Consider the following 19,838-nt stretch of genomic DNA (forward strand, 5'->3'; position numbering starts at 1 on the left):
GTTTAAGAAGTTTTATGTTTCAGAGCCCTTGCCAAAATGCTATATCCCCTGAAACTGTAAGCAGTCAGACAATTAAAGGTCGTTGATTTATTCCACTAAAGAAAAAAGACGTTTGTAGGAACATTATGACAAATGTAAAAAGAAATTGTGAGTTTTTGATTTTAATGGGGTAAATTTATTTATTATAAGTGTCTAAATTTTTCCACTTTGGTCGGTTTTGGGCGGGTTTCAATAGATTAAGCTACTCATTCCTGTGGTAAATATTGTAAAACGGAAAAGGATGATTTTTTTGAAAAAAAAGAGCCATGAAAGCCACTCCTTTGTTAAGATATAAGTACGACCAAATATCCAGGGAGTGATTTCATGACTATTTCTATTCTAACACAAACCAGAGACTTTTCAATACAACAAAATTTGAGTATGTGTCAAGTTTTTCTCGACAAGGTTTAAATATCGGGTATTCCAAGACACTCTTTTTGTACACTTTCGGCTACCGTGCTTTACTTGCTCGGTGTAATTTTCGGAAAAGATGTAATATTTCCGTATAAAGATGGATAACGGGGATGTTGAGGCGCGCGAAATTCACTCGCTTTCCGCGGGCGGCCGGCGAGCCTCCTCGCTCGTACCTCGCTGCGGGGTCTCTCCTGGCTCGCTTTTCCCGCAGGAGTCTCGTAAATTTCGCGCGCCTCAACGATCAGTCCCCACTGAGCCAAGCTTAAAACGAAAGCTCTAATATTTTGCTTAAATGTCCCATTGCCGATGAACTGCTTGAATGCAGGGCAACTGATCCGTGCTTTACGCCCACTGACGGGCGTACAGGCTGCTTGAGTAGTTGAGACATCCTGATTAATTGTTTCAAGTTCCGTTGCTTTCTCTCGCTTCTTGAACGGTGTTTCAGATAGACTTCTCTCAATGTCCCATTGAGTATGCCTTGTTTGATTTTCACCATGGCTTCTGCGCCAAGTTCACTCCAATGCATGCCCCTTTTTTTCATCCTGAAGGAGATATGCCTTTGATTCGATTCCATCGCTCCTAGGCCTCTCGCACCTTCCGGCACGTTTTTCACCCTGTCTCTCCAGTCAAAAATGCGGTCCCAGTTTTTCAAGATATACGAACGGAATTCCTTGATTTTCTTGAGAGCCTTTTTATCCGTCAAGGTGCTTTCGTGCGTATCCAAATATAACGTGAATTGGTCCAGGTCATGCGTTCTAATCGCTTTTCTAATTTGCTCCTTGATCTCGCTCTTTCCGCCCCCAAATGTCCTTATGATGGCTTGTGCAACGTGGTAGGTATCCAGCTGGTTGAGCACCGGAAATTCCGACTGTGAGAAAGCTGTTTGAAACCGTTCAGCTGTGTATCCCGCACCTCCATCACTGTTTGTAATGACATGCGTTTTTTCGAGGGAGTAGGTGTTGGCAGCTGTGGCTTGGACTTCATCCCAAAATGTCTGGATGGCTTCCGTTGTCATGATGACTGTGGGCTGACGCAGGGAGACCCTTTTACCATTGGTTTGCCATCCCTCATAGAGAATGGCGTGGTGGACTTCCATACTCTGTTTCTTTTTTAGTCCCCGAACGAATACACCATCTGCTTCAGAAAACAGGTAGTCTACCTTCTTCCCCTCAGGCAGGGAAACAGCTATTTCTAGCTCTTCTACAAGTGCCTTATCGGCTTCCGCCTGAGTTTTCCCTACGTGTTTTACCATGTTCCCTACAGTTGTGTGACTAAGACTCACTGCTGTCCACTCTTTTAAAATATCAGCTACTTCCCGATAGGTGTTCTCACTTGCCAACTCTGCCACCTTTAATTCCACTAACGGGCTATATCTCTGGTGGGGTAACAGCCCCAAGCATTCATCCAAAGGATAATGTGAGTTCCCTCTCTTATCACGCATTAATGATCGTTTAAAAGTCACACTTCCAAATAGAAACTGAACGCTTCTGTTATCACTCCGGCAGTACTCCCAGCCTTCCTCCAACTTCTTCTGTTTTATTGTTTTATCTAACTCCTCAAATACATCCCCAACCCATTGTGTAAAAACCTTCTGCATCAGAAGTTTAAGCTGTTCTTCAAATTCGATAAGACTCTTTGTATCCTTTAATAATCCAGCAATTATTGATATAATATCCATGGGAAGACCTCTCTCTCTAGATGTTCATCTTGAAGTGTACAATTAGATGATAGAGCGTCTTCCCATTTTTTTCCACTCATCTGCCCCTTCGAGTAAAATTTTACACATACAGCTTCTAACTTTGATGCTGTCGTGATTGAGGACTTGAACATGAAAGGGATGTCTCAAGCCCTTCACTTTGGGAAAAGCGTTCACGACAACGGTTGGGGGATGTTCACTACTTTCTTAGCGTATAAGCTAAAAGAACAAGGGAAACAACTTGTGAAAATTGATAAGTGGTTTCCCTCCACTAAGAAGTGTTCTTGTTGTGGTGCAGAAAAATCTGTGAAACTATCTGAACGCACCTACCGTTGTTCGTGCGGTTATGTGGCAGATCGAGACTATAATTCAGCAATCAATATCAAAAATGAAGGTATACGCTTATTAGCGTTATCATAAGTAACAAAACTCTTGGAACAAGAGGGTTAGCTCGGTCAGTTTTCGTTGGCTAGTAAAAGCAACGATAAGTCGAGAAGCCCCCACTTCAATTAGACCGCAAGGTCAATAAGTGGTGGGTAGTTCACTTCTGAAATCACGAACACACCTGCCATGCGAAACAAGTGTTGCAATCATAAAACAGGAAAAATCATCTGAAAAATCGTAAACTATTACTCGAAGGGAGATGGAGCTATGGAAGACTATTTGATGTACTTGAATGGTGAATGGACGGGGGAAGGACTGCCAAAAATCAAAGTGGACAACCCTGCGTCCGGCGAAGTGATTGCGACGATTCCAAAAGGCGGGGAAAAAGAAGCTAAGCTCGCTGTTGACGCGGCGCATGCGGCTTTTCCGGCGTGGGCGGCGCTTTCTGCCTATGAACGAAGTGCCTACCTCCGCACGTGGTTTGAACTGATCCGTCAACATGAAAACGAGCTTGCCAGGACGATGACCATAGAACAGGGCAAGCCGCTCAAGGAAGCACTTGGGGAAATGCGTTACGCAAATGGCTTTATCGAGTGGTTTGCCGAAGAAGGAAAGCGTGTGTATGGCGAAACGATTCCGGCATCCGCTACCAATAAACGCCTGTTTGTCCATAAACAGCCGGTCGGCGTTGTCGCGGCAATTACCCCGTGGAATTTCCCGGCTGCCATGATTACCCGCAAAGTTGCACCTGCGCTTGCTGCCGGCTGCACCGTTGTCATCAAACCGGCAAAACAGACACCACTTACTGCTTTGAAGCTTGCTGAGCTTGCTGCAAAAGCCGGCATTCCGAAAGGCGTCATCAATGTAATAACCGGGAGTGCGAAGGAAATCGGGGACACTTGGCTTGCCGATGAACGCGTCCGCAAACTTACTTTTACCGGATCGACCGAAATCGGGAAAGAGCTGATGCGCGGCTCAGCTGACACAGTGAAAAAAGTGTCGCTTGAACTTGGTGGGCATGCACCGGTGATCATCACAAAACATGCGGACCTCGATAAAGCTGTAGAGGGCACGGTTGCAGCAAAATTCCGCAACGCCGGTCAGACTTGTGTGTGCTCGAACCGCATTTATGTACAGGAAGAAGTGTATGAAGCTTTTACCAAGAAATTTACAGAAAAAGTGAAAGCACTCCGTGTTGGGGACGGCCTTGCAGAAGGAACGGATATCGGTCCGCTGATTGACCGGAATGCGGTTGAAAAAGTAGAACATCACGTCAAAGATGCAGTGGAAAAAGGGGCTACCGTGGAAACAGGCGGCAGCGCGAAAGATGGGTTGTTCTTTGATCCGACAGTCATTTCCAATGTTACCGATGATATGATATGCATGAATGAAGAAACATTCGGGCCGCTTGCACCGGTAACGAAATTTACGGATATTGATGAAGCAATTCGGCGTGCCAATGATTCCATTTACGGTCTTGCTGCGTATGTGTTCACGGAAAATATTTCAGAAGGCATTCAAATTGCAGAGGGGCTGGAATATGGCATTGTCGGGCTGAACGACGGGCTTCCGTCCACGCCGCAGGCCCCATTCGGCGGTTTCAAGCAGAGTGGTCTCGGCAGGGAAGGCGGCCGTTACGGCATCGAAGAATTTTTGGAAGTCAAATATATTTCGCTCGGTTTATAAGTACCTGGATCGGCCTGCAGGAAAAAAGTGGGATCTCTAAAAATGGGGATCCCACTTTTTTGATCCTAAACCAGTTGCGGTACTTGGCTCGAATGTTTTTGAGGCAGATCCGGGGAAGTGGTCCAAAGGTCTTTTACAGGCTTTCAAAAAGACAAAAAGGGATCAGGCCAGAGCTCAAAATGTCCCCTAGAAGCCGTCAAAAAGACAAAAAGGAATGGGATCCGCCCCCAAATGTCTTTTTAAGACGTTTAAAAAGACAAAAAGGATCTGGGCAGTGGTCCAAGTGTCCTTTAGAGGCCTTCTAAAAGACAAAAGGAAATGATTCCCACCCTGAAATGTCCCCTAGAACACTTCAAAAAGACAAAAAGGAGGTGGGACCGAGTCCAAATGTCTTTTTAAAACGTTCAAAAAGACAAAAAAGGATCCGGGCGGAGGTCCAAACGTCCTTTAGAGACCTTCAAAAAGACAAAAGGCAATGATTCTCGCCCCAAGATGTCCCCTAGACGCCTTCAAAAAGACAAAAAGGAGTGGGGATCGAGCCAAAATGTCTTTTTAAGATGCTCAAAAAGACAAAAAGGATCTGGGTAGTGGTCCAAGTGTCCTTTAGAAGCCTTCAAAAAGACAAAACGGGGGTGGGACTGAGTCCAAATGTCTTTTTAAAACGTTCAAAAAGACAAAAAAGGATCCGTACGATGGTCCCAATGTTTTTTAGAGGTCTTTAAAAAGACAAAAGGCAACAAATTTCCCGGGAAAGCGTCCTTTATGGTGAAAGGAAAATAACACAATTGGTCGGGAAAAGTATTCGCAACTTAATGAGAGAAAAATTGCGATAATATTACTGGCACGAGTGCTATGAAAGACATGTCACAACAAATTTCCGGGCATTGGCATCAAGGAAGACAAAATGTCTTTTACTCGAGAAGGAGCACAAAGTCGGCAAAAACTTTGTATAGAAATGTCTTTCCGCGCCCGCATTCATGACAAAAGACACCAAGTTTCCCCGGGAAATGATCTTCAAACGATGATGAAAAGGAAGAATCCAGGGCTTGCTGAATCAGCAAAATAATCGGAATTGGCAAGGATCCCAAGGATTTTGCCGAACTTTAAATGCAAGGGTTTTAAAAAGATGTAGAAAAAACTTTGAATTCGAAAGTCATTTTACCCCCCTTTTTTGCAAATATCGCTTCTATTGGTGGCAAACATGAAGGCTGGACTTGCAGGGTGAATCGGATAAGAAGCTATTATCCGATTCACCCTGCAAGTCTTGCTTAGATTCTCTCTTTATTTATGAACAATCCAAGCATTACAACAGTACGCATTTGTCTTTGCCCTTGATCCGTTTCGCATTTTGAAACCCGCTGATTTCTACATTTTTCAAGATAACATTTTTTGCACGGTACTGGATGGCGACAACAGGATTTCCCTTGAAATCGTAATCCGGGTCGCCAAGTGCTGTCAGCCCGTTAATGACAACGTTCCGGTAAGCGGAAACAACGAGGCTGCGCGGCGTTGAACCTTCATATAAATCCGTAAACACCGGCGCGATGGAAACAAGATTGGCCGCCACAATATGGTCCGCGCTTTTCGAATCGCTATCCTTACCTTTATGGTGACCGATATGCCGGAAATTGAAAGAACGGTTGTCGCGGACAGAAAGATGGCCGTAAAGGTGGACATGAGAAGCAGCCGAAGCATTGTGGTGGGCTTTGATTTCGACACCTCCGAAACAGCCGCTTGAAGCATTATTGTAAAGCCAGACATGGCGCGACCCGTCATCAATCTCAATGCCATTGGAGTTGGAAAACCCTTTTTTGTGGGCCTTTCCACTCGGGTTGTAACAGAAAGAATTTGAAATAAAGCAATAGTCGCTATGGTGGGTGGTAATGCCGTCATCACCGAATCCGCTTGCCGTAAGCCCGTCCAGCCAGATATAGCGGCTCCTTCCCGGGGCGAGAAAGCCGTCGCCCAAATAATGATACCGGGCAGACGATACATCAAAACCATGCAGGCCGGCCCCCGCCGCCTCCACATTTTTCACCCAGCCGAACGTGACGTGCGCAAAAGTCAGACAGCTTGAACGGTTATTTCCTGCTGCCGTTCTTTCCTCATTTCCGAGCCTTTCGACATTCCAGTCCAGCGTGAGCCCTTCCACTGATATATGGTGATTGCCGCGGTGGAAATGGGCGTTTTGGATAAGACGCGTTTTTTTCGGCGCATGCGGATGGAGTTTGATGACTGTTACGCCTTTTCCGCTGCCGCAAAGGCATGTCCATGAAGGCAGCTTAAGCCCCTTTACAAGATAAACGCCTTCCGGTACGATCACTTTCACGCGGCCGTTTCCCAGTGCTTTTTGGAATGCCGCTGTGCAGTCGGTTTTTCCATCGCCGGCAGCCCCGAAATCTGCCACATTGACTGTACGGGATGCCACAGACAGCAGCCGGCTGTATGCTTGATCCAATATCGTTTTCCATTCCGGGTAGACAAGGCCGTTCTGATCTGCAAGGGTTTTATACGGTTCAACCGGATATCTCCGGTTCAGCAGCAGCCGTGAAAGGGAAAACGGTTTGTGAAATTCCGGCTGGCAGTATTTTTGAAAAAGCGCTTCATTTTCCTGGATTAGGGTACCCGGCTGGACTGCCCTGCGTGAAAGCTGGCGCAGCAGCATGCCGTTTGTCCGGGGGTCATGATGCTTATCCAAATGAATCATTTTTTCACCCCGCTTTGCCTTCATTCAGTCTCTGTCATTGGATATATGTAGTTTACCCCCGCAGGTTGGAAAATGCACTGAAAAAGGAAGACTCTTTTCTAAATCATTGTTGTTGGCATAAAAAAGATTGAATTTTATGTTAAAATCGAAGAAAAGGAAGGTGGAAGTCAATGAGCCTGCCAAAATGTTCTGATTGTAACCATCCATTTAAGTGGATTTATATCTTTAAGAGATTATGGAAGTTTGACCAAACCATAGAATGTCCAAATTGTAAAGCCAAGTTATATCCAAGTTTGAAGTTTCGAAATAAAGTTGGATATTTTTCCCTGCTTTGCTTTTTCATCTCATTTGGACTAATGATATTGGGCATTCCAAAAATTGCATTCATAACACTAATCATCATTATTTGGGCTTGTTTGATTCTTATGATGCCTTATGTTTATTCGTTTGATCATAAAGAAAGGCCTCTATGGTAAAAGGGAACGAATAGTTGTCGCCCTTTTAAATGGCTTCAAAAATCCAGGTGATGATGAAACGCGGAGCTGAGCCGGTACGCCGCAAGTTTAAAGGTGAATTGATGAACCGATTTGGTACAGAGCAAGATTTGAAAAAAACACATGCAAGCAAAGATTGGAAACCATTTCATCAAATGAGAAAGAAAAAGGTGGCCCAAAACTACATGTAACACTTTTCGTGAAAATGGGCCTTATTTTCTTTATCAGAATTTTTCGTTGACGAATAGCATAAGAAGGTATACAATAAACTTTAAGCTTATATGTTGTTATTTTCTTATCAAGAGAGGTGGAGGGAAGGGCCCTGTGAAGCCTCGGCAGCAGGTCCGAAAACGGGTACTGTGCCAATTCCTGCAGGTGGTGGCCTGAAAGATAAGAAGATTTCCCGGGAATGGATATCTTCTTACTTCAGGGTAAGAAGATTTTTGTCGTTTAATCCTTAGTAATCGAATAAGAAAGAAGGGAATAGAGTGGAGCAAACGCGGCTCACATATGAACAGTTTACGTCGGATCCGTTTGCAGTGTTCGTGCCGGAAGATGAAACAAAGGGCGCATTGGAAATTTTGCAGTGGGCATATGGCACGTACGGTAAATCAGTGGTATATGCGTGCAGCTTCGGCGCAGAAGGAATGGTGCTGATTGATCTCATTTCGAAAGTCAGAGAAGATGCGGATATCGTATTTTTGGATACGGACCTGCACTTTCCGCAAACTTACGAATTGATTGAAAAAGTGAAAAAGAAATATCCGGCTTTAAATATCCAAATGAAAAAACCGTCGCTTACGCTTGATGAACAGGCGGCGCAATACGGATCTGCCCTTTGGAAAAGGGATCCGGACCAATGCTGCTATATCCGGAAAATCAAGCCGCTTGAAGAAACGCTGCAGGGAGCGTCGGCCTGGATATCCGGCTTGCGGCGGGAGCAATCGCCGACAAGGGCGAAAACGAATTTTGTCAATAAAGATGAAAGGTTCCATTCGATTAAAATTTGCCCGCTGATTCATTGGACATGGGATGACGTTTGGAACTATATCAAGTCCCATCATCTTCCGTATAACGAATTGCATGACCAGGGATATCCGAGCATCGGCTGTTTCCCGTGCACACGTGCTGCTGGAAACAGCGACTCAAGAGCAGGAAGATGGGCGGGCTTTCATAAAACCGAATGCGGGCTGCATACGGTTCAGAAAAAGTAAGGCTGCCCGGTGGTGCTGCGGCAAAAACGGCCATCCCTTCTAAGCCGCTGCTACAGCCACTCCGGGAGAAGTGGGCGCATAAACCAAACCAACCAGTTATCCGATTAAGTTTAAAGCAGGTGAAGAAATGAGAAAAGTATATTTAGTCGGGGCAGGGCCCGGCGATTCGGAACTGATCACAGTGAAAGGATTGCGCATGATCCGGGAAGCGGATGTCATTTTATATGACCGCCTGGTGAATCCGGATCTGTTAAAAGAAGCAAGGCCGGATGCGGAACTCGTCTACTGCGGGAAAAAGCCGGACGCCCATACGATGTCGCAGGATACGATCAACCACCTGCTTGTGAAGTTTGCCAACCAAGGCAAAACTGTTGTCCGTTTAAAAGGCGGCGATCCGTTTATATTCGGCAGAGGCGGGGAGGAGGCGGAAGTACTGGTGCAAAAGCATATTCCGTTTGAAATCGTTCCGGGGATTACGGCCGGTTCCGCCGTGCCCGCCTATGCCGGCATTCCGCTCACCCACCGCGGGCTCAGTACATCCGTTGCTTTTATCGCGGGCGTCACGAAAAAAGGCGAAGATCTTGATGCATACTGGTCCAAATATGCGGGAATTGATACACTTTGCATTTATATGGGCGTGAAAAATCTGCCGCTCATCTGTGCGCAACTGATAAAGCACGGCAAATCGCCGGACATGCCGGCTGCACTTATCCGCTGGGGCACGACGGAAAAACAGGAAACCGCGGTCGGCACGCTTGGAAATTTAAGTGAAAAGGCGGACGGGTTGCGCAACCCATCGCTTTTGATCATCGGAGAAGTGGTAAAACTGCGCGATGAGTTGAAATGGTTTGAACAGCTTTCCGCTGCTCCGGCCTGTACCGGGTGAACGGGTATGAAACAAGGTGTTTTATATGTCAGCCACGGCAGCCGTGTGCCCGAAACCGCCCGGGAAGCAACAGCGGCAATCCGGCAAGCGATGGCACAGGTGGATGCGGATCTCCAGGAAATTTGTTATCTGGAAATTGCGGAACCGGATATTGCAGCAGGGATTGATGCGCTTGTCCGGGGCGGCGCAGGGCGTATCGCCGTTGTGCCGGTATTGCTGCTGAGTGCCGGGCATTATTATGAGGATATCCCGCGTGCGATCCGGGAAGCGAAACGACGTTATCCGCATATTGTGTTTACGTACGGCCGCCCGCTCGGCGTCGGGGACCGGATCACCGGAATTCTGGCGGAAAATATTTTGGAAACCGGCATGCCTCCGGGTGCCTGGATTCTGCTGGTCGGACGCGGCAGCCGCAATCCGGAAACACTGTGCGATTTTGCAAAAATTGCGGACGGGCTGGGCGTGCAACTGGGGGCAGAACAGATCAAAACGGCTTATTTGGCGGTGCTTGAGCCCCGTTTTGATGAGGCGCTGAAGGAGCTGGCCGCGGCCGGGCGCCCGGTGGTTGTGGCCCCATATCTTTGGTTCACCGGCGTGCTCGTCCGGTCGCTGGAAAAGAAAGTGGGCATGCTGCAGCGGGAAGGATATGATATCCGGCTGGCACGGTATCTCGGCTGTCACCCGGATATGGCGGACGCATTGGCCGGCCGGGCAAAGGAAGCGTTGGGTGCAGAGGCTTTTATTTGAGATTCCGGGACCTTTTTTGCCCCCGGAAAGCCTGGGGGAAGCCTGCGGCGTTTTCTATTGTGAACCCCTCCCTTATTTGGGGGAGATGCAGTTTAAAAAATGCCTGGGTGCGGTGTTTCAATGTGCGTACCGGCACTTTTTTGGGCCCGATCAGCCTGAAAGATGCCCGCGGTCCGGCGCTCCATTGTGCATGCCGGCACTTGCCCGGTTCCGGCTCCCCAGGAAACGCTGGAAAGGGAGCGTACGGGCACATTCACGAAAATGGCAGGAAGCACGAGGCGTTTCTGCACCGGATAAACTGGAAAGGAGATCAGGAATGGTTTGGGTACCGGTTATGGTCAATTTAGACGGGAAGCAGGCTGTGGTCATCGGCGGCGGAAAAGTGGCGGCACGCAGATTCCGGCTCTTCCAGGAAGCGGGGGCATGCGTTACCGTCGTGAGCCCGCACCTGAACGATGAATTGCAGGTTTTGGCGCAACAACACGCGTTCATTTGGAAACAGAAAACATTCGAACCGGAAGACATCCGGGAGGCCGATGTGGTTGTTGCAGCGACAAATGATCCGGAGACAAACAGCCGGATTGTTGCACATGCCCCGGCCCAAGCCCTCGTGAACGATGCCGGCCATGCGCGAAGCGGCAACCTTGCTTTTCCGGCGTTTTTCCAAAAGGGCAGGCTTTCCATCAGTGTCTCTACAGCCGGGGCAAGCCCGAAACTGGCTTCCCGCATTGTAAATGAATTATCCAGGCATTATGATACGAACTACGCCCAATATGTGGATTTTTTATACGAGTGCCGCCAGCTTCTGAAGCAGCCGCAGTTTTCTGCATCGGAAAAAAGCGAGTGGCTGGAAAAGCTGCTTGGAGAAGCATACCGCAAGCCTGAAAAACAGCAGGAAGCCTTGTCTTTCTTTCGCAGCCGCATGCAAGGGACTGCCCACTGAAAAACGGATGAAGATTAGCGCCCATCTTTGGGAAATCAGCCGGTGTGCCCGGCGAAAAACTTGGCAAGCCCGTTTGCAACCCGGAATGGCTTCCGTTACAATAGGGTTAAAATTTTCACAAAAAGGAGTGTCGCCTTCATGTCATTGGAAGATGTCAAAGCTTATTTTAAGCAGTGGGACCGGGAAGAAGATGTGCTCGTCCTGCCGTCATCAAGCGCGACGGTTGAACTTGCAGCTGAGGCGCTGCACACGGAACCGGAACGGATTGCAAAAACGCTTGCGTTCAGGGGTACCGGTGGGGAAGAAGCCCTTCTTGTTGTCACCGCGGGAGATGCGAAAATCGACAATAAAAAATTCCGGCAAACATTCGGCGGGAAAGCGCGGATGCTGTCACCAGAAGAAACGCTCGAGCATACCGGCCATGCTGTCGGCGGCGTCTGCCCGTTCGGTTTGAAAAAAGATTTGCCGGTCTATATGGACGTCTCACTCAAACGGTTCACGACTGTATTTCCGGCATGCGGGAGCGGCAACTCGGCAATTGAACTGACCTGCGAAGAATTGTATACATACGGGAAGGCCGAAAAATGGGTGGACGTCTGCAAGGGCTGGAAAACGGTGGAAGATTACCAGCAAGTAGCTGGGACTGGTGTCTTATCGGATCCGCAATAATCTACGTGTCGCTTCAGACTTGCCTTTGAGATGGAAAGAGGCCCCGGGTACGCGCCGGAAAATGCTTGATATATAATTAGGGCTTCCTGAATAAGCAAAATTCCTAGATTTGGCAAGGATGCTGACAGCTTTGGCATAAATTTAATGCGAGGCCTTCGTTTTTGCTTGCTTTCTTAATGTAGACGCGCCTTATGTGAAGGAAGGCCATCTTTTTTTCGTGCTTTCTTAACGTAGACGGGCTCTATGTTAAGAAAGGCCGTCAATTTTTCGTACTTCCTTAACGTAGACGCCCTCTATGTGAAGAAAGACCTTCAATTTTCCGTGCTTCCTTAACATAGACGGGCTCTATGTGAAGAAAGGTCATCTTTTTTTCGTGCTTCCTTAACGTAGACGGGCTCTATGTTAAGAAAGACCGTCAATTTTTCATGCTATCTTAACGTAGACGCGTTCTATGTGAAGAAAGACCTTCAATTTTCCGTGCTTCCTTAACGTAGACGTACTCTATGTGAAGAAAGCTTGATAGCGGATTCAATATATAGAGAAGACAGAATCGCATTTTCAAAGATGAATTTTTCTAGAGATTACTAACAAATTGGGCACAAACGCAGAATTGGATTTGTTCAGCAAGTCCTAACTTAAGTTCATATGATATAGACAAAAACGGCGGGATACACGATCGTGTTTTCCCGTCGTTTTTGTGATGGATTCACATATGCTGCTTTGATTTAGTCATGGTATTTTTCAGCAATGGCGTTAGCGGCAACAATGGCATTGTACACATCATCAGGCGTAACCGGGAATGGTTCGTTGCCCATTGTGTCATCCTCGGCACAGGCATCTTCCGCCACTTTCCGCCATTCGGCTTCCACAAATTCTTCAACGCCGAGGTCCTTCAGTGTCAGCGGCAGGCCAACTGCTTTGATAAAGCGGATTACCGTTTCAAGCTCTTCTTTTGGCGCGTTTTCAAGAACGAGCTGTGCGAGCAGGCCGAATGTCACTTTTTCGCCGTGCTGTGCACGATGGAGGGCGGGGACAGCGGTCATGCCGTTATGGATGGCGTGTGCTGCGGCAAGGCCGCCGGATTCCGCCCCGACACCGCTCAAATAGATGGTCGCTTCAATGGTATCCTGCACTGCACGGGTTGGCACTTTGTTTTTCACGGCTTCCACTGCTTTTACGCCGTTTTCGAGAATCGTTTCGTAGCAAGTGCGGGCAATGGCCAGGCCGGTGAGGGATGGCTTCATTAAAACAAGGTTGTCGCCGTTTGCCGCGTAGCAGGCGCGCGCTTCAAAATAAGTGGCAAGCGCGTCCCCGATCCCGGCGGCGAAAAAGCGGACCGGTGCTGCAGCTAAAATTTCCGTGTCTGCGAGCACGACATCCGGATTGCTCGGCAGGAACAAGTAACGGTCAAAAGCGCCGTCTTCTTTGTAAAGAACGGCAAGGGCCGTGCACGGTGCGTCAGTGGAGGCAATCGTCGGAAAAATGACAACCGGAAGTTTTTCATAATAAGCGGTTGCTTTTGCGGTATCAAGCGTTTTTCCGCCGCCGATGCCGACAATGACATTGGCGCCTGCTTCACGTGCAAGCCGGCGGTTACGGTCTACTTCTTCCTGGGTGATTTGATAATTGAACTGTTCGAAAGTTGCTTTCCCACCGCCTTCCCGGACAGATTTTCCGGCTTCTTCTTTTGCGCGGCCGAGGATGAATTCGTCGCAAATCACATAGGCATTGTCGCCCAAATCTTTTATATACGCATATAAATTGGCAAGCAGGCCGTTCCCTACGATAAACTTTTTCGGCGATGTAACGGATTTTACAGGAATTTTCATAACATGTACTACCTCCTAAACATTTTTTTCTTTCTACACTCTCATTATATTAAAAATGTAAGCGGAAACCAAGGTAAAAGAAGTGAAAATAAGATCATCCAATGTTATAAAAAAACAAATAAATATGATGATTGAAAACGCGTTCAAAAACTTTTATAATATTGTTATACAACAGTGCTGGTTTTTAAACAGCAAGGGGAAACAGGGAGAAAATGAAAATGGGAGGGGAGTCCATGAACGTGCCGTTGGTGTTGACGGAATTTCTGGATCGCGCGGTGCTTTTGTACGGCGGGAAAACAGCGGTGTATTGCGGGGACCGGGCGTTTACATACCGGGAGCTGAACGGCAGGGTGAACCGGCTGTCGTACGGGTTAAAAAATCTTGGCATTGAAAAAGGGGATCGGGTGGCCTATCTCGCGCCGAATACAGTGGAAATGCTGGAAGGCTTTTACGGGATTTTCCAGCTGGGGGCGGTGATGGTGCCGCTGAATATCCGGCTGACCCCGGAAGACTACCGGTTTATTTTAAATCACAGCGGATCGAAAGTATTGTTTGTGGACCAGGAGATGTACCATTTGATCGAGCCGGTAAAGGATGAGCTTGAAACGGTGGAGCAAATTATTATCCACTATAAAGAGGATGACTGTGCTGAAATTGATTATGACCGTTGGCTGGACAGATTTCCGCCTGAGCCGTTTCCGCGTGCCGGCCTCGATGAAAACGATGTGTGCAGCCTGCTTTATACGAGCGGGACAACCGGAAATCCTAAAGGCGTGATGCTTACCCACCGCAATAATTATTTGCATGCATTAAGCGCCATGCACCATTTGCGCGTTACGGACCGCGATGTCTATCTGCATGTGCTCCCGATGTTCCATGTAAACGGATGGGGTTCGCCGTTTTACTATACAGCAAACGGGGCGGCCCATGTATGCCTCCGCAAACCGTCGGCGGAAGCCATTTTCACGGAAATCATCAGGCATCATGTAACGGTAGTGCATATGGCGCCGACTGTGCTGAACAGCCTGTTGCAGTACAATGCGGAACACCATCCCGCCATTGAACAGGATGTGCGTGTTGTCATCGCCGGAGCTGCGCCGCCGCCTGCATTTGTAGAACGGGTGGAAAAAGAGCTTGGCTGGGAATTCATCCAGGTGTACGGCATGACGGAGTCCACACCGCTCACCCTTGTGTCTGTCATCCGTTCGCAGCTTGGCGGGCTGGATCATGATAAACAATTGCGGTTGCGGGCGAAAGCCGGGTTTCCGATGATCGGCAGTGATGTCCGGGTTTTACGGGAAAACGACGAAGAAGTGGCCCATGACGGAAAAGAAATCGGCGAGGTCACGGTAAGAGGGCATGGCGTTATGCACGGATACTGGAAAAACCCGGAAGAAACGATGAAAACGATCCGGAACGGGCGGCTCTATACAGGGGATATGGCAACCGTTGATGAATACGGCTATATCGATATCGTCGACCGTAAAAAAGACATTATTATCAGCGGCGGTGAGAATATATCCTCTATTGAAGTGGAAGGGGTGCTGTATGAACATCCGGATATCCTTGAAGCGGCGGTGATTGCTGTTCCGCATGAAAAATGGGGAGAGACCCCGCATGCATTTGTCGTCCTGAAGGCAGATGCGGCCGCCACTGAAGAAGATATCATCCGTTTTTCAAGGGAAAGGCTTGCCCATTTCAAAGCCGTGACGGGTGTGACATTTGTGGAGGAACTGCCGAAAACGGCATCCGGGAAAATCCAGAAAGTCCGCCTGCGTAACGAATACTGGGAAAAGCTCGGAAAAACAGAGCGGTTCGTAAATTAACATGCCGGAAACAGATCCGGCAAAACGCAAGGCCGCTGAAAAGCACAGGACAGCGCGTGCCATTTCGGCGTAAAACAGCGGAAAGCATGCCGCATCCACGCCCCTTGCTTCAGCGATGAGGCGGGGGCGTTGGCGGAACCGCCATAAACGTTTCCGGCAGCTGCAGACGGCAAATTTTAACCGAATTGCCCTTTCTTATCCTTTGACTGGCGGTTTCTTTTGGACAGAAATACAGTATAATAGGATAAAAGACCTATATCAAAGGGGCAAATCCATTGAAAAATGGAGACGCAAAACTACAGGGGCTACCGGTTTTCCAATCATGCCAGCCAGTTGCTAACGCGTAGTGAAAAATCGAAGCTTGGCCTTTGTTTTCATTTGCAAGTTCCCCGGAGATAGACCAGAAAGGCGGGGCGGGAATGGGCAGGAAAATCGAGACATTGGAAGATTTTAAAAGAATCCTTTATCTTTGGATCAGCCCGATTTTGATCGCTGCCCTTGCGATTTACAATTTGGTCCCTCACACAGGCACCCGTACAGCTTTATTTTATCTGGCCACTACGCGGATCCTGATTGCTTGGAACATTCTGTTTCTTATCTGCATGGTGTTCAAGCGTTATTTCCGCTTGTTTGACTATGTGAATCTCGTGATCCTCACGGTTTATTATCTTGCCATCGTGATGGACTGTGTTTTTCAATACATGGTTCCGGGAAAAGAGGGGGCAATCGGAATTTCGATCATTTGGAGCCCGCTTCTGTTTCTCTATATTTTTATCACGTTGAAAAAGCGGAATGGGATCTTTTATTCGCTCACTTTGTTCGTGATTACGCTTCTGATCGGAATGTCGCAATTCCGCCATTTTTCCTTTGACTATAAAATATCCATGCTGGTCTTTTACCTTGCCAATCTCGTCTATATCGCCATCTTTTGCATTTCTCATTATCTCTTAAAAGTATTTAGAGATTTGGAAGAGGAGAAGAAGAAGGCTTACTCGGACATGTTGACCGGGATCGCCAACCGGCGCCAGGTACAGGCATGGCTGGATGCCGCGGTTAAACACGCGGAAAAAAACGGCACATCTTTTTCCGTGATTTTTTTCGATATCGACTATTTTAAACTGGTGAATGACCGGTTCGGGCACCAGACAGGAGATGAGGTGCTGAAGGAATTTGTCCGTCTTTCCTCCAGGGCCATTTCGGCGAATGATTGCATCGGCCGCTGGGGCGGTGAAGAGTTCATCATCATTACAAAGGATGGATTGCCCCAGGCAGAGGAACTGGCGGAATATTTAAGGGCAAGCATCAGCCGCCATCAATTTGGGCATGCGGGAAAGCTGTCCGCAAGTTTCGGTGTGACTGCATATACACCGGGGGATACGGCGGAAACCATTGTGAGGCGGGGGGATGAAGGGCTGTACATGTCGAAGGGTCAGGGCAGAAACCGGATTACGGTGCTGTAAGACAGGGAAAAGGCGGATTCCCTTTATCATTGTATGTGGCGAACATTTTAGCTGGCGGATTTGCGATCAAAAACCGCATGGACAGCGGCAGTCCATTTCATTGGCGGATTTGCTGCTTATAAATGGATATGAGATGGATGTCTTGGCATGAAGGGGAACTTCCTGCCTATAACTGCGGACGAACCTCAAAACTTGCAAAACCACTAGGAGAGGCAGGGCGTACGTTTTGCGGCGGCACAATCCGCTTTCGGAGCAAAGCGGGGCAATGCCTTTTAGAAGTCCGCCGGTTTGCCCTGCCAGATTTTAAACGGCGTATACGTAATTTGCCATAAATGCATAAACCAGCCCGGCATCCGGTGGCTGTATGTTCAGCCGTTTTTCACATGCTTCCAGATACGGCTTGATCGTGCTGTCTGCTTTTGCTTCCTCAAGCGTAAGGCTGCCCTGTACAAGGCGGATTGCCGCTTCTTTTACCGTGCCATCACCAGTTTGAAACAAAAGATATGCCAAGCAACTGTACCGATCCATTGTTCTGCCTCCCGGAACCTTTTTATCCCCTTTTTCGATAAAAGCGGCAAAAATTCCTGCAAATTCGCAAAAAAAGAAACAAAAAAGGCAAGACCGGTGCGGCAGGCCTTGCCTTATGCTGCTATTTTAATCCGATATATTTTTTTTGCGTTTCCATCCGGGGCACGAGGCGCATCCTTTCCGGGAGCAATGAAATGGCAATCGCAGCCAGAATCAGGGCGCCGCCGGCAAAGAAGCGGCCGTTCAGGCTTTCATGAAGCAAAAGCCAGCCGAGAAAAGAGCCGGTGACAGGCTGCAGAAACATAAAAAGTGACCCGCTGCCGCCTTCTACCATTTCAAGCCCTTTGTTCCACAGGAAGAAAGCGCCGGCTGTAGAGATGACGCCGAGATACAAAATACCTGCCATTCCCCAAAAACCGCCCGATGATACAGGCCAGGCCATCATGGCTTCGCGGGCGGCAAAAGGCGTTGTAAACAGCAGCCCGAACAAAATGGCGTAGGTTGTAATGGTTAACGAATCCATTTTCCAGGAAGCCACTTTTACATAAACGGACAGAAGTGCCCATGTGATCATCGCTCCAGCCAGAATCAGGCTGCCCCAAAAATAGGTTTGAAGATGGATGTCCCAGCCGATCACGATGACAACGCCCGCTGATGCGATAATCAGCGCCAATATTTTGCGCGCGGTCAGTTTTTCTTTTAAAATGAAGCGCGCGAATATCACGATAAAAACTGGAGAAGCGGACGTGATGATCGCGCCGGTATGGGCATCCGCTTTTTGCGTCCCGATAAACTGCATGGCAACGGATGCAAAATAGCCGACAAACCCGATCCAGGCAAGCAGCAGCCAGTCTTTTTTTGCAAGGCTTGCCTTTCCCTTTTTCTTTCTGCCGGCATGCAATAGCGCGTACAGTGCGGCAAAACCGATCATATACCGCAACCATAAAAGCGTAAGCGGCGGTACAAAGTTCAAGACATATTTACTGACCACATACATCCCGCCCCAGATGCCGGATGCAAGCGCGAGGCAAAGTGCGCCTGCCCATTTGTTTTTCACAGTCATCAACCTCCGTCTTTATTTTTTATCTAACAGCCAGACGGGGGTTTCGAAGCGGATGTTCGTCCCCCGCATCAGGAACGAACAGGCTGGTCATTTTCAAACCGATCAAAATACAGACGCACAAACAGCACCTCCCACTACAATATTCTTAATTTTAACATATTTATTCTCCCACTGCGAATAAAATAAAAAAAATCATTAAAAAAGGGGAAGTTGGACGTGATTGTAAAACAGCGGGAATACCCCGCGCAAATCCGGGCGGGAGAGGCGCTGCTGGGGAGGCTGCCCGAAAGGCATCCGCTGTATGGGCAGATTGCTAGGGATGTAAAAAAGTGGGATGCAAAATATAAAAGGGAGAAGCGGGCAGACCGGTTTTTGGAGATTCTTCCGTCTGGCCAATTCTATGTTTACCATGCACTGCCCATGGCAAGCACATGTCTGGACGGGCTGATTCTCACACGGAATTTTGTGTTGATTACAGGCTACACCCATTTATCCGGTGTGATTTTTCCGGATCCGGCTTTTGCCCAGCTTATCCAGCAAAAAGGCGGGAAGGAAAAAGGCTGGCCGGAACCATTTGCACGCCTGCAAAAACAAAAAGAAATCTTGTGTACATGGGCCCGGATGCGGCATTTACCCGAATTGCCGCTGGAGTATTTGCTTGTCCTTTGCCATGAGGGGGCCGAGTTGAAAATGCCTGTTGCCAATTCAGCAGATGAATTGAAGATCTGTCCGGCAAGCCAGGTTGTTTATAAAGTGACAAAGATGCAGGAAACATACAGCCAGCCGGTCCTGGACGGCAAGCATTTTAAAAAATGGCACAAGCATTTGCTGGAATGCCGCAAAAATCCGGGGATCTGTCCGTGGCCGGTTGACCAAAGTGAAATGTATACGGGGGTCGGGTGCCCGCTGTGCCGCCGTTTTGAAATGGATTTTAACAATGGCGCATGGCACTGCCAGGTTTGCGGGCATGCCAGTAAAGATGCGCACCGTAAAGCGATAGAAGAGTTCTATTTGCTTTTTGGCCGGGATGCGCCAGATGAAGCGCTTTGTTCCTTTTTGCGCGTGGATGCACAAACAGCGGCACAAATCGTGCGCGAGGCAGCGCATTAGTCCGTAAACTGTGATGCCAGCCGGAGGACCGGCACTTTGCTTGAAGCCCGCCGGAAAAAGATCTTCATCCGGTTACGGGGGAACAGAATAATTATTGGCTGCCCCGATAAAAATACAAACTAGGAATTTTGGTTTCTGAATCA

16 protein-coding genes, 1 pseudogene and 2 riboswitches are annotated in these 19,838 nt (G+C 48.1%); of the genes and pseudogenes, 12 read left to right on the forward strand and 5 right to left on the reverse strand.

Annotated elements, in window-relative coordinates:
* Window positions 1–715: 715 nt before the first annotated feature.
* The gene (locus NSQ19_RS01250; protein WP_340702202.1) at window positions 716–2,131 is read right to left on the reverse strand and encodes an ISLre2 family transposase; all 1,416 of its coding nucleotides are present in this window, start codon (window positions 2,129–2,131) and stop codon (window positions 716–718) included.
* 108 nt (window positions 2,132–2,239) lie between these two features.
* On the opposite strand from NSQ19_RS01250, the pseudogene NSQ19_RS01255 reads away from it, so the two are divergent.
* Window positions 2,240–2,569, forward strand: a pseudogene (locus NSQ19_RS01255) (RNA-guided endonuclease InsQ/TnpB family protein); the annotation flags it as partial.
* A gap of 231 nt (window positions 2,570–2,800) precedes the next feature.
* On the forward strand, window positions 2,801–4,219 hold the full coding sequence (locus NSQ19_RS01260) for an NAD-dependent succinate-semialdehyde dehydrogenase (protein WP_340702203.1): 1,419 nt from the start codon (window positions 2,801–2,803) through the stop codon (window positions 4,217–4,219).
* 1,303 nt (window positions 4,220–5,522) lie between these two features.
* On the opposite strand, the gene NSQ19_RS01265 is transcribed toward NSQ19_RS01260, so the two are convergent.
* A complete protein-coding gene (locus NSQ19_RS01265; protein WP_327076800.1) occupies window positions 5,523–6,926 on the reverse strand; it encodes a glycosyl hydrolase family 28-related protein in 1,404 nt (467 codons plus the stop codon).
* A 170-nt stretch (window positions 6,927–7,096) separates the two neighbouring features.
* Between NSQ19_RS01265 and NSQ19_RS01270 the strand changes: the two genes are divergently transcribed.
* The 7 genes from NSQ19_RS01270 to NSQ19_RS01300 all read left to right on the forward strand — a co-directional run bounded on the left by NSQ19_RS01270 (window position 7,097) and on the right by NSQ19_RS01300 (window position 11,879).
* Entirely contained in the window at window positions 7,097–7,402 is a 306-nt protein-coding gene (locus NSQ19_RS01270; RefSeq protein ID WP_061565026.1) for a TIGR04104 family putative zinc finger protein, read from the forward strand.
* 29 nt (window positions 7,403–7,431) lie between these two features.
* A complete protein-coding gene (locus tag NSQ19_RS01275; protein ID WP_019720423.1) occupies window positions 7,432–7,611 on the forward strand; it encodes a hypothetical protein in 180 nt (59 codons plus the stop codon).
* A 101-nt stretch (window positions 7,612–7,712) separates the two neighbouring features.
* A riboswitch (SAM riboswitch) is annotated at window positions 7,713–7,817 on the forward strand.
* A gap of 91 nt (window positions 7,818–7,908) precedes the next feature.
* Window positions 7,909–8,634, forward strand: coding sequence for a phosphoadenylyl-sulfate reductase (locus NSQ19_RS01280; protein WP_014096354.1), 726 nt, complete (start codon window positions 7,909–7,911; stop codon window positions 8,632–8,634).
* A gap of 127 nt (window positions 8,635–8,761) precedes the next feature.
* Complete coding sequence (gene cobA / locus NSQ19_RS01285; protein ID WP_340702204.1) at window positions 8,762–9,520, forward strand: uroporphyrinogen-III C-methyltransferase; 759 nt, start codon at window positions 8,762–8,764, stop codon at window positions 9,518–9,520.
* A gap of 6 nt (window positions 9,521–9,526) precedes the next feature.
* Complete coding sequence (locus NSQ19_RS01290) at window positions 9,527–10,267, forward strand: sirohydrochlorin chelatase (RefSeq protein WP_340702205.1); 741 nt, start codon at window positions 9,527–9,529, stop codon at window positions 10,265–10,267.
* A gap of 316 nt (window positions 10,268–10,583) precedes the next feature.
* The gene (locus NSQ19_RS01295; protein ID WP_340702206.1) at window positions 10,584–11,210 is read left to right on the forward strand and encodes an NAD(P)-binding protein; all 627 of its coding nucleotides are present in this window, start codon (window positions 10,584–10,586) and stop codon (window positions 11,208–11,210) included.
* A 138-nt stretch (window positions 11,211–11,348) separates the two neighbouring features.
* Entirely contained in the window at window positions 11,349–11,879 is a 531-nt protein-coding gene (locus NSQ19_RS01300; RefSeq protein WP_340702207.1) for a YbaK/EbsC family protein, read from the forward strand.
* A gap of 725 nt (window positions 11,880–12,604) precedes the next feature.
* Here the strand turns inward: NSQ19_RS01300 and NSQ19_RS01305 are convergent.
* A complete protein-coding gene (locus NSQ19_RS01305; RefSeq protein ID WP_029142933.1) occupies window positions 12,605–13,708 on the reverse strand; it encodes a glycerol dehydrogenase in 1,104 nt (367 codons plus the stop codon).
* Between the two features lie 233 nt (window positions 13,709–13,941).
* On the opposite strand from NSQ19_RS01305, the gene NSQ19_RS01310 reads away from it, so the two are divergent.
* Together NSQ19_RS01310 and NSQ19_RS01315 are read left to right on the forward strand one after the other, a co-directional pair.
* Window positions 13,942–15,534: a long-chain-fatty-acid--CoA ligase gene (locus NSQ19_RS01310; protein ID WP_340702208.1), complete on the forward strand. Its 1,593-nt coding sequence runs from the start codon at window positions 13,942–13,944 to the stop codon at window positions 15,532–15,534.
* A gap of 255 nt (window positions 15,535–15,789) precedes the next feature.
* Window positions 15,790–15,875, forward strand: a riboswitch (cyclic di-GMP riboswitch).
* 78 nt (window positions 15,876–15,953) lie between these two features.
* On the forward strand, window positions 15,954–16,994 hold the full coding sequence (locus NSQ19_RS01315; protein WP_340702209.1) for a GGDEF domain-containing protein: 1,041 nt from the start codon (window positions 15,954–15,956) through the stop codon (window positions 16,992–16,994).
* A 303-nt stretch (window positions 16,995–17,297) separates the two neighbouring features.
* Here the strand turns inward: NSQ19_RS01315 and NSQ19_RS01320 are convergent, their stop codons facing one another.
* Together NSQ19_RS01320 and NSQ19_RS01325 are read right to left on the reverse strand one after the other, a co-directional pair.
* Window positions 17,298–17,522: a hypothetical protein gene (locus NSQ19_RS01320; RefSeq protein WP_340702210.1), complete on the reverse strand. Its 225-nt coding sequence runs from the start codon at window positions 17,520–17,522 to the stop codon at window positions 17,298–17,300.
* Between the two features lie 121 nt (window positions 17,523–17,643).
* Window positions 17,644–18,579 carry a DMT family transporter gene (locus tag NSQ19_RS01325; protein ID WP_445798024.1) on the reverse strand — a complete coding sequence of 312 codons (936 nt, stop codon included), beginning with the start codon at window positions 18,577–18,579 and terminating at the stop codon, window positions 17,644–17,646.
* A gap of 222 nt (window positions 18,580–18,801) precedes the next feature.
* Between NSQ19_RS01325 and NSQ19_RS01330 the strand changes: the two genes are divergently transcribed.
* A complete protein-coding gene (locus NSQ19_RS01330; protein ID WP_340702212.1) occupies window positions 18,802–19,695 on the forward strand; it encodes an NERD domain-containing protein in 894 nt (297 codons plus the stop codon).
* Window positions 19,696–19,838: the final 143 nt, after the last annotated feature.

Source organism: Weizmannia sp. FSL W8-1119 (genome assembly GCF_038008605.1).
GTDB lineage: Bacteria > Bacillota > Bacilli > Bacillales > Bacillaceae_C > Weizmannia > Weizmannia coagulans.

Bases quoted from the DNA above. Each gene is read 5' to 3' on its own strand.
- NSQ19_RS01290 (WP_340702205.1), top strand. From the start codon at position 9,527: ATGAAACAAGGTGTTTTATATGTCAGCCACGGCAGCCGTGTGCCCGAA.
- NSQ19_RS01305 (WP_029142933.1), bottom strand. From the start codon at position 13,708: ATGAAAATTCCTGTAAAATCCGTTACATCGCCGAAAAAGTTTATCGTA.
- NSQ19_RS01295 (WP_340702206.1), top strand. From the start codon at position 10,584: ATGGTTTGGGTACCGGTTATGGTCAATTTAGACGGGAAGCAGGCTGTG.
- NSQ19_RS01260 (WP_340702203.1), top strand. From the start codon at position 2,801: ATGGAAGACTATTTGATGTACTTGAATGGTGAATGGACGGGGGAAGGA.
- NSQ19_RS01250 (WP_340702202.1), bottom strand. From the start codon at position 2,131: ATGGATATTATATCAATAATTGCTGGATTATTAAAGGATACAAAGAGT.
- NSQ19_RS01275 (WP_019720423.1), top strand. From the start codon at position 7,432: ATGGCTTCAAAAATCCAGGTGATGATGAAACGCGGAGCTGAGCCGGTA.
- NSQ19_RS01300 (WP_340702207.1), top strand. From the start codon at position 11,349: ATGTCATTGGAAGATGTCAAAGCTTATTTTAAGCAGTGGGACCGGGAA.
- NSQ19_RS01270 (WP_061565026.1), top strand. From the start codon at position 7,097: ATGAGCCTGCCAAAATGTTCTGATTGTAACCATCCATTTAAGTGGATT.
- NSQ19_RS01320 (WP_340702210.1), bottom strand. From the start codon at position 17,522: ATGGATCGGTACAGTTGCTTGGCATATCTTTTGTTTCAAACTGGTGAT.
- cobA (WP_340702204.1), top strand. From the start codon at position 8,762: ATGAGAAAAGTATATTTAGTCGGGGCAGGGCCCGGCGATTCGGAACTG.
- NSQ19_RS01265 (WP_327076800.1), bottom strand. From the start codon at position 6,926: ATGATTCATTTGGATAAGCATCATGACCCCCGGACAAACGGCATGCTG.
- NSQ19_RS01310 (WP_340702208.1), top strand. From the start codon at position 13,942: ATGAACGTGCCGTTGGTGTTGACGGAATTTCTGGATCGCGCGGTGCTT.
- NSQ19_RS01315 (WP_340702209.1), top strand. From the start codon at position 15,954: ATGGGCAGGAAAATCGAGACATTGGAAGATTTTAAAAGAATCCTTTAT.